Genomic DNA, 10,141 nt, shown 5'->3' with positions numbered 1-10,141 from the left:
GTGCAGACCATATGCTGAATTATCTTTTTCATTATATGCTACCACAATTTTATTTGTCTTGTAAGCGAGATGACCTTTTAATAGAACTATGTGATGTTTCAACGATGAAAGAACCTCATTTGTTACATCACTAAGAGAATACTGGAACCTGTTTGACTCATGCCATCCCATGATCACCAGATCTACATTTTCAACTTCTGCCTGTTCTATTATCGAATTCGATACACTGTGATCAAAAGCAGTGATGAACTTCCTTTTATGTCCAAGAATTACTGGATAATTTTCAAATTCCTCTTTGAAATCTGAGTCCATTTCAATCTTCTTCTGATGAAAGGCTTCCTGAGCAAATTTTAAACTTGTCTGATCCGGAACCTTGAACACATGAAGACCTACGATCTCATCAGCTAAACAATCTGCAAGCCTCAGGAGGTCATGCTCATGTTTGACATTGGAGATCGGGACAAGTACCTTTACACCAGACTCTGGCTCTATGACAGCTGGCCCTATATTGTTTTCCAGCAGGTCAAATAGGGTGTATCCTGGAGTAGCTTTGCCCTTTCCATAGAACCAGTGCCACCACGCACCCAAAGCGATCAACGATACAGCAAAAAGTAAAGGGAGGCCACCAAGTAATGGTAACAGGATCAGGCTTCCAACGATCCCAATTATTTGAGTAAATGGAAAGAAGGGATCTCTAAAAGTTGGTTCATACTCTGGTAAAGTTCTTTTTCTTAGAATGATGACCGTCAGATTGAGCAAAACAAAGATCAAGATGTTAAATGCACCACCTAACCTGGCCAGTTGCTGTATGTCGAACAAGAATAACAGCAAGATCATTATGATCCCGGTGACCAGTATAGAATTGTATGGTGTTTCATATTTTTTGTGGATCTGGACAAACCATTGTGGCATTAATGCATCTCTGCTCATGGCAAATGGAAATCGAGAGGAAGACAATATTGCTCCATTAGCTGTTGAAAGTGTTGCAAGCAATGCAGCAAAGACAATAAGGGTGCTTCCAATTTCCCCGTATATCAGATTAGCGATATCAGCAAGAGGGGTGATAGTAGCTGCTCCTGCATAAATGCTTGAGACGCCTACAACTGCCATCATTATAAGAACATAGAAAATGGTAACTACCAATGCAGAAGCAATGAATGCCCTTGGCAGGTTCTTTGATGGATTTTTCACCTCTTCTGAAATTGCTGCAAGCTCTGCAAGTCCCAGGTACGAAATAAAAATAATTCCTGTTGTAGTTATTATTGATGCTGGTCCATAAGATGTTGGTGAATCAGATGTTGGTGAATTGAAATTGAGCGGCTCGACGAACAAAAATACTTCAGCTAAGAATATCGCCAAGATAATCAGTAAGAGAATTATGCTAATGTTCTGCAGTGAACCACTGCTCTTTGCGCCTCGATAATTGATAATCAAAAGAACAAAGCCCGAAATTGCCGCTACAAAATAAAGAGATGATGGATAAAACACCTGAAAATACTCTGCCAAGCCGATAAGTGCAAAAGAACCTTTGAATATCAAAGCAAACCATGATCCAAGACCTATTATAGCTCCGAATGCTGCACCCATTGTTCTACTGATATAATAGTAACTTCCACCGGCCATGGGCATACCTGTTGCCAGCTCGGCCATGCTGACAGCTGTAGCTATAGAGATAATACCTCCTATCAAAAAAGACAATATTGCTCCAGCACCGGCATTTGTGAAGGCGATTCCTGGAAGGATGAATATCCCAGCCCCGATCATCGTGCCAGTACCGATGGCAAACGTTGAAAAAAAACCCAGACTACGTCCCAATCTCTCTTTCGTTTCAATTGCAGCCATTGGTAATATGTCCCCCCACAAAATTTAAACTACAAATTGACCGTTTTTATTATACGCTTCATATTAACATAGAAATTTAGCAAGTCCATTATAAAATAGGATAGAGACGTTCTCATCATTTGTTAGCACTAAGCGGCAATCTAATTTTAATGTTTCGAAGCATTTACTTTTGCACTTGAGAAACAGAAGATAATAAAAGGCGGCTCAACAGAGAATAAGAGTTATTCAATAAAAACACCCTCATGATATTCTATGGTTAATCTGTTCATCTTTCACCGAAAATTGTTCATAATATTTGAGAAGATACACCTTAAAAGGAAGTAATAAATGCTAGATATAAATATAAAAAAGAGATAAAATCCATAAACTATATGCATCTATTAAGTTTCTCAGAGATAATGTTTATGCACTTTTAATGTGTATTTGACATGAGGACGCTGGATGGCAACTATAAGATCAAAAGAAAGGCTTGGAAGGAGCCTTGGGTTCTTTGAAACTTTTGCTATTGGAACAGGGACCATGATAGGGGCTGGCATATTTATATTGCCTGCAATAGCTCTTTCCGAAGCTGGCCCTGCGTGCATAATCTCCTTTCTTATAGGAGGATTGATATCCACAGCTACAGCCATCAGTGTAGCCGAACTGGCAACAGGAATGCCAAAAGCTGGAGGAAGTTACTTTTTTATAAGTAGGGCCATGGGTGCATCTTTTGGTGCTATCATCGGCCTTGGAGCATGGCTTGCATTAGTGTTCAAAGGTTCTTTTGCACTTGTTGGCCTTGCTGACTATTTTTTTGTTTTCTACCCAATACCTGTTTTAATAATATCTATAGTAGCAGGATTAATATTGATATTGATCAATTATCGCGGTGCACGAAGCAGTGGATCTTTACAAAATATAATTGTGCTTTTTTTATTAATTATATTGACGATATTTATAATACAGGGATCTTTTATGCTTGACACTGCCAAATTCAGCCCGTTCATGCCTTTTGGCTACACTTCAATATTTGCCACCACTGGACTTATATTCATTTCCTATCTTGGCATCACACAACTTGCAGCCATATCAGAAGAAGTGAAAGACCCGGCAAAAAACCTCCCACGGGCTCTTATTGCATCTGTTGTGACTGTGACGCTGATCTATACTGCAGTAATGATAGTGATAAGTGGTACTTTAACTTTTGAACAATCGATCAATACACATACACCGCTTGTAGATGTTGCTGTGATGTTAGATGGGACCTTAGGTAAGATCATGATCGTCCTTGCAGGCCTGTTTGCAACAATATCCACGGCTAACGCCGCAATACTTTCTTCTTCAAGATTCCCTTTTGCAATGGCAAGAGATAGGCTCATACCTGAATGGTTCGTCAAGATCCACAACAAACATGAGACACCACATCGAGCTATAGTTGTAAGTGGAATGATAATGATCTTACTTTTATTGATATTTAATGTGGAGCAATTAGCTAAGCTTGGGAGTGTTTTTAATATTTTGATATATGTACTGATCAATATATCAGTAATAATCTTGCGTAAAAGATCACTAAAAGGCTACAAGCCTGCATTTACCGATCCATTTTATCCTTACACACAAATAATAGGAATCGTGGGAAGTCTTGCACTATTACCACTAATGGGATTCTTACCCGTATTATTCACGATCTTTGTAGTCTTTGTGGGAGCGACTTGGTATAAGTACTATGGATTTGAAAAAGCATATCCTAAATATAACATATTTGACATGCTTGAGAATAATATTTATCCCACATCTGTACCATCTGATTCACGGATCAAGATACTTGTTCCAATAGCTAATCCAAAACATGAACAGGACCTATTAGAGCTTGCAGATAATCTGGGAGATGAAATAATTGGCCTTAACGTGATGCAAATACCGAAACAAACAAGTTTAACAGCTGCAAGAGATGCTTTTCATGCCAATAAGAACATGATGGAATACTTATTGAAAGAAAAGTTCGATGAGTTTCCCATAATAGTTGGTCATGAGAGGGAGTATATAATCGCATTTGACCATAGTGTTGCAAATTCGATCATAGAACAGGCAGAAATAGAAAATGTTGATTTTATTGTAATAGGCTGGCATGAAATGAACAGATTACACTTCTCTATGGGAAATGTAGCCTCTAAAGTGCTTGCCGGCGCAAAGAACAACATAGTCATGCTCAACGGATATTTCCCTAAGGAAATAGAAAAAATAATAGTTGCTTATAATGGGAAAGAGAATTCAAAATACGGAATAACTCTGGCAAAACGCTTGGCACAGAACACTGGAGCTAAAATACATATACTCCGAGTGATTAAGCCGAATATCCAGGAAGAAAAGAAAAGAAAGATAATATCTGAACTTGAACAGATAATTAAGGAACTGAAGGAAAATACTATCAGTTACGAAGTTAAAGAACATTATTCCGCAGAGAATGGTATACTTGGTTCTATTGGCCAGGATGATCTGCTAATAATTGGAGATTCGAGCCAGCGATTTAGAGTTTCTTTGCTTGGAATGCTGCCGTACAATGTAGCCAAGCGATCTCAACGACCGGTGCTAATAGTAAAGAAACATAAACCATTGTCAACAGAAGGCATAAATAATGTTATTATGAAAAAGATCAAGAAAATAGTACGTATAAGAAATGAGTCCAATGAGAACAGGTAGAAAGGTTCATAAAAAACGAATTTGAGAGAAATGTTCATTATTATAGATACGCGTATTAAGCAATGAGAACAAATAAGGTGATGAAAATGATTTCAATCAAAAGCTCCGATATCAAAGTGCCACTGGATGTGCCCAAAGAGGCCCGTGAAACGTATATAGATAATTATATGGAGATCACAAAGAGCACGGGAAGACTTATGCTCTTTGCAGGCGACCAGAAAGTAGAGCATCTTAATGATGATTTTTATGGGGAAGATACTGCAGCAGATGACAATGATCCGGAACATCTGTTCAGAATAGCGCACCAGGGAAAAATGGGTGTTTTCGCCACCCAGTTAGGCCTTATTGCAAGATATGGGATGGACTATACGGATGTGCCATATCTTGTGAAGATCAACTCAAAGAGCCATCTTGTTCCCACTAAACAAATGGATCCCTTTAGCAACCAGTGGTACGATGTACCCCAGATAGCAGAGTTCAGGGACAACAGCAAACTGAAGATACTTGGCGTGGGTTACACTATATACCTGGGTAGCGAGTATGAAGCAGATATGCTTGCACAGGCGGCACAGATCGTGTACGATGCACACCAATACGGAATGCTCACGGTACTCTGGATATACCCCAGAGGTGCTGCAGTAGCTGACGAGAAGGACCCGCACCTTATTGCCGGCGCAACGGGTGTTGGTGCCTGCCTGAACGCTGACTTTGTAAAAGTGAACTACCCGAAAAAAGAAGGACTTGCTTCAGCAGAGATATTCAAAGAGGCTGTAATTGCAGCCGGCCGGACAAAAGTGGTATGTGCCGGAGGATCAAGCGATGATCCAAAAGCTTTCCTGAAGAAGCTCCATGACCAGATACATGTAAGCGGCGCAATGGGTAATGCAACTGGCCGCAACATCCACCAGAAAACACTTGATGAAGCTGTTCGCATGTGTAATGCCATATATGCGATCACAGTGGAAGATGCGACTGTGGAAGAAGCTCTCATGATATACATGGGAAAATAAAAAGGCTGAATTTCAGCCTTTCTTTTTTAAAAAAGATCCGAGGAATAAACTAAGGAATTTAGTTTCCATCGGAACACTCGAAGTCGAATCCCAGGATAAAGGTTCCCGTGCCGTGGGCTTGCGGAAGACCCATTTTTTGTTTGAGGTATTCATCCGTTGGAGGAGAGGGAGAAGCAAGAGCAACATTACAGATATGAGGTAATTCCTCTACCTCAGCACATGGCTTAGGTGGCAAAACCACAATAAGAGGATCGGTCTTGGGATCGATCGACCTGAGCAGATCCTTATCATAGATCACAATGTTGCCAATGACAAGGTTATCCTTGCAGCTTTTTAGTTCATTGAGCTTGCATTCATCATCCAGATCTTCTCCAACCACACGATCATGGTGCATGAGCACGACATTAGGGCAACACGGCCACACATATTCCATACTGGTAATGAATGGAATGACCACATCTTTCTTGAGCACTTCTTTGATACCCCGATTATCACCCCGGCCAAGACCCATAAGTGTCATATCATCTGCTTTTTTCTCAAGTTCCTTAATGATCTCCCTGTCCTCTTCAAGAAGGACATAGGTTTCTCCTACACCTTTTATTTCCTTGAGGCGCTGTCGAACCTTGTTGATTATTTCTTCACGTTGCATAGTAGTGCCTCCATTTAGAACTATAGTACTTAAGATGATTGTTATGTCGATTTGTCATTATTTAAGTATACCGGGCTACCACACACTGACAAATATATAGAAAAGACAACAATAAGTATATAATACAAAATTAGAGATTATTAGCAGGTGCAATTATGACCGATGTTAAAGTGAACTCTAGGATATGTGGATTTACCCATAGGATCAGCGGCAAAGTAGAAGGCAAGAGTATGGTCATTGATATCGAAACTCCTTGCAAGAAAGTTGCAGTACTTTCACATATGGAGATTCCTGTAAAGGAACTTTATGAACCGTTCTACAATGACAACCAGGTATTCCAGAAGGTAAAGGAGGCAAAATGGTGCTCCACGTGTCTTGTACCATGCGGCATAATGCACGTATGCAGAATGGATATAGGTACCATTTCCAAAACACTTGCAAAGAATTCGGGTAGCGTGAGCATTGAATTTGAATAAGGGCAATAGCTCAGATGAGCTTAAGAACTCCCAGCCTGGGTTCATAGCACTCTCCTTTAGCAAGGAGAGACCGGGCTACCACACACTGACAATTATATAGAAAAGACAACAATAAGTATATAATACAAAATTAGAGATTATTAGCAGGTGCAATTATGACCGATGTTAAAGTGAACTCTAGGATATGTGGATTTACCCATAGGATCAGCGGCAAAGTAGAAGGCAAGAGTATGGTCATTGATATCGAAACTCCTTGCAAGAAAGTTGCAGTACTTTCACATATGGAGATTCCTGTAAAGGAACTTTATGAACCGTTCTACAATGACAACCAGGTATTCCAGAAGGTAAAGGAGGCAAAATGGTGCTCCACGTGTCTTGTACCATGCGGCATAATGCACGTATGCAGAATGGATATAGGTACCATTTCCAAAACACTTGCAAAGAATTCGGGTAGCGTGAGTATTGAATTTGAATAAGGGCAATAGCTCAGATGAGCTTAAGAACTCCAAGCCTGGGTTCATAGCACTCTCCTTTAGCAAGGAGAGACCGGATAACTGCATCCGCTACCTCTTCCGGGATCCCTTGTGACTTCGCTTCTTTCAGTAAGCAACTATACTGTACGCCTTTACCACTGTCAAGTTCTTTGAGGAGCTCAAAGATCACATTTTCAGCATTATCCCTCTGTTGCGTTTCTGAGCCTGCATTTTCTTTAATGGAAAGCAGGGCTTTGCGCACACTTTGTTTAAACTTGGAAATATAGTCCTGATCTGTACCATAGAATGCAATAGCATCCAGAATAGCTTCACATGACTCTGGATCTATTCCCTTTGATCTCAAGGATCCTGCCAGATCTTCTCCATGCATCTTCTCAAAAAATATCTCAGATAGCAGATCAAGCCTTTTTAGTGTCAGTTCTGCTGTATCTAGCACCCATCTGTCACGTACCGTACTTTCTACACTGTTGATCTCCTCTGGCCTTATGGAGATGAACACTGAATTTTTTTCAGGTTCATATATCCTCGCTTTGCCTACCACAGCAACATAGGACGGCACAGCCACGGTCGACAGAAATATAGCAGCCTCTGGTTGGTATTGACCAGCATATACAATAAACACTCCAGTTGGATCGGATATACGAGCCTTCCAGAGATCTCGCTCTTTTCCGGTTTCTGATCCCAGGTTCTCAACTTCTGTTATCACCCCGGCCACAAAGATCCTATTGATACGCACACCTGTAGGAGAGATCAGCAGGTTAGGAGAATTCATATCAGGAATATCATAACTGGTAACGCTTGTAAGGCTCAGGGTAGAATCATTGAACTCTTTTGCAAACAGTCTCTGAGCGATCTCTCTCTCTGCCATTATATCAAACATCCTCTGGTAATTTTAACAATAGACCCTCAAGGCGGGAAAGAAGATCATCTTCCGGAAGCCAGGCAGACCTCACAACAATGGTAGTACCGAACTCGCTCTTTGACGAATTGCCTCTTACAGTTAGATAAGCACCTATCAAAGATCTCTTCATGCTCTCATACACAGCATCTTTTGACAGGGATAACTTTATAATGTTCTCAGCTTCGTCCATAGATCTTCCATAAATAGTTTCTGAGAGTTCCCTGTTCAACATGATATAAACAGCTCCCGTACCATCGTCAAGTATCGCCTTTATCCGCATATCCTTGACACCCTCCACAGTACCATGCGCCCGGCAAACATTGTTCTGTATAACGCGATTACAAACAGGACATCTTTCGATCAGTCCTGAACCCGGGCGCACGGAAATAATATTTCCTGTGACCACTACATCAAAAAGACCATCCTTTTCAAGAACAGAGGCAATAGGAATAGAGATAGGTTCATGAGCCATGATCTTATTTTTGGAAAAAAGACATTTGTTATCAGGGAGTAGTTCCCATGAAGTTTCATGTGTGAAATTTAAAGAGGGGATACCTCTGAAAATCCTTACGTGGGCAGCCTTGAAACTAATAGCATTACCGATATCTACTCCATCCATGGGAACCCACGAGGTAAAAGGAAGTTTACCGGTCTCATCTGCAATGACACCCTCTATTATAGTAGTATCTTTGCCTTTGACAATGACATCCCTGTGATACATCTCAGTGACTACGCCCTGCGAACTTACCAGCAGGTCTGAAGAGTTGATTTCGATGATCTTTTTTGTTTGAGTGAAAAGCTGTTCAGTTCTGGGTATGGATGGATCTTCAGGGAGCTTTTCCACAATAGAGCGTTGTCCAAAATTAAGCTCAGGGCGATTGTTCCATAGCTTCATGTAGGCATGATGCACCCGGATAATGTCCCCTTCATTCAAACAGAAATCATTCCAGGCAGTGAACAAGCAAACCCCTGTTTCATCTAAGATCTTGCCCGAATATAGATCCACTGTTTCGCCCTTAAGGACAAAATTTCTTTTCTCGACGGATGTGATCCTGCCTTTCAGAGTGAAACTCTTTGGTGCATTTGAAATATCCTTGATTTTTATCTCTGGAGCCTCTTTTGAGCTGAATTTATTTAAAACTGTTCTTTTGGCTTCTTCAAGAGGTACACGGAACCTGATAAGTTTATCGAGCTCGATTTTTATATCATCGTGGTCTATGCCATCAAGCGCCTTTGCCAGCTCTTCAATATGAGGCGCATATTTGTCATTCATCCATGATCTCCTTGCACCGGAACTTTAGATGCATGATATTCCTGATAAGCAATAAACATATCCAGAATATACTTTTCTGGAAAAGTTTATCAGAGAATAATATCCATTTGTAAAGGGGACTTTATTTAAGTGTATTTTCCATGAAAGTCCTTTATGAGAAAACGGGGGACCGTTAAAATGGTAAAACTTGCAATCGTTTATCTAAGTACCCAGGGAAGTACCCGGATGATGGCAGAAGCCATAGCTGAAGGTGCCAGACAGAAACATATAGAAGTAAGGGTAGATAACTTCTACGAGTGGGACCCTAAAGACGCTGCCAGCTATGACGGCATAGCAATAGGTTCTTCAACTTTCTATTACAAGATGCTTGAACCTATCGCAAAGTTCCTTGATGCACTGATAGCTGAAGGAGTGGATGGAAAAGTAGGTTCCGCTTTTGGCTCTTATGGATGGAGTGGTGAAGCACCTGTGATGATCGCGGAAAAGATGAGAGAGGCTGGTATGAAAGTAGTAGACCCTGTTCTTAGGGTGCAGTATGTCCCGGAAGAAAAGGATATAAAGGAATGCCAGCGCCTCGGCAAGGATATTGCTCTAAAGCTGAAGAAGCTCAGAACAGAGTAATTTTGGATAGAATTATTTCTTTTTTAGAGGCATTATAACACAAGATAAGGATTATTGTGGTAATGATACATTATTTAAACATATCCGTCTGAATATACCGTTGTTCAGCACTTAAAGACACAAATTCAGTATAAATCATCGAAGATAACTATTTATAATTTATTTTTGTAATTAAGTACTTAATATGAATCTGATC

Annotated in this window: 9 protein-coding genes; 5 read left to right on the top strand and 4 right to left on the bottom strand. The window is 40.4% G+C overall.

Annotated features, from left to right (window positions below; genetic code table 11):
* Positions 1 to 1,842 (bottom strand): amino acid permease (locus tag AB7U21_RS07635; RefSeq protein ID WP_428388072.1); only part of this gene is annotated, 1,842 nt, incomplete at its 3' end.
* A gap of 441 nt (positions 1,843 to 2,283) precedes the next feature.
* Between AB7U21_RS07635 and AB7U21_RS07630 the strand changes: the two genes are divergently transcribed.
* Both AB7U21_RS07630 and AB7U21_RS07625 read left to right on the top strand, forming a co-directional pair.
* Positions 2,284 to 4,521 (top strand): amino acid permease, encoded by a 2,238-nt coding sequence (locus AB7U21_RS07630; protein ID WP_428388070.1) that lies wholly within the window; start codon positions 2,284 to 2,286, stop codon positions 4,519 to 4,521.
* 86 nt (positions 4,522 to 4,607) lie between these two features.
* Positions 4,608 to 5,531: an aldolase gene (locus AB7U21_RS07625; protein ID WP_428388068.1), complete on the top strand. Its 924-nt coding sequence runs from the start codon at positions 4,608 to 4,610 to the stop codon at positions 5,529 to 5,531.
* Between the two features lie 58 nt (positions 5,532 to 5,589).
* Here AB7U21_RS07625 and AB7U21_RS07620 read toward each other — a convergent pair whose 3' ends face one another.
* Entirely contained in the window at positions 5,590 to 6,180 is a 591-nt protein-coding gene (locus tag AB7U21_RS07620) for a hypothetical protein (RefSeq protein ID WP_333787644.1), read from the bottom strand.
* A gap of 155 nt (positions 6,181 to 6,335) precedes the next feature.
* Here AB7U21_RS07620 and AB7U21_RS07615 point away from each other — a divergent pair, with 155 nt between their 5' ends.
* Together AB7U21_RS07615 and AB7U21_RS07610 are read left to right on the top strand one after the other, a co-directional pair.
* Positions 6,336 to 6,656 carry a DUF6951 family protein gene (locus tag AB7U21_RS07615; protein ID WP_333787645.1) on the top strand — a complete coding sequence of 107 codons (321 nt, stop codon included), beginning with the start codon at positions 6,336 to 6,338 and terminating at the stop codon, positions 6,654 to 6,656.
* Positions 6,657 to 6,811: 155 nt separating this feature from the next.
* Positions 6,812 to 7,132, top strand: a complete 321-nt coding sequence (locus AB7U21_RS07610; RefSeq protein ID WP_333787645.1) for a DUF6951 family protein — start codon at positions 6,812 to 6,814, stop codon at positions 7,130 to 7,132.
* 10 nt (positions 7,133 to 7,142) lie between these two features.
* Here AB7U21_RS07610 and AB7U21_RS07605 read toward each other — a convergent pair whose 3' ends face one another.
* Together AB7U21_RS07605 and AB7U21_RS07600 are read right to left on the bottom strand one after the other, a co-directional pair.
* Positions 7,143 to 8,018 carry an RPA family protein gene (locus tag AB7U21_RS07605; protein WP_428388065.1) on the bottom strand — a complete coding sequence of 292 codons (876 nt, stop codon included), beginning with the start codon at positions 8,016 to 8,018 and terminating at the stop codon, positions 7,143 to 7,145.
* 4 nt (positions 8,019 to 8,022) lie between these two features.
* A complete protein-coding gene (locus tag AB7U21_RS07600; protein ID WP_428388063.1) occupies positions 8,023 to 9,324 on the bottom strand; it encodes a Single-stranded DNA binding protein in 1,302 nt (433 codons plus the stop codon).
* 177 nt (positions 9,325 to 9,501) lie between these two features.
* Here AB7U21_RS07600 and AB7U21_RS07595 point away from each other — a divergent pair, with 177 nt between their 5' ends.
* Complete coding sequence (locus tag AB7U21_RS07595; RefSeq protein WP_292352229.1) at positions 9,502 to 9,945, top strand: flavodoxin domain-containing protein; 444 nt, start codon at positions 9,502 to 9,504, stop codon at positions 9,943 to 9,945.
* Positions 9,946 to 10,141 lie beyond the last annotated feature (196 nt).

This window comes from Methanomethylovorans sp., assembly GCF_050177135.1.
Taxonomy (GTDB): Archaea; Halobacteriota; Methanosarcinia; order Methanosarcinales; family Methanosarcinaceae; genus Methanomethylovorans.
This window is presented reverse-complemented; position numbering and strand designations above follow the sequence as displayed.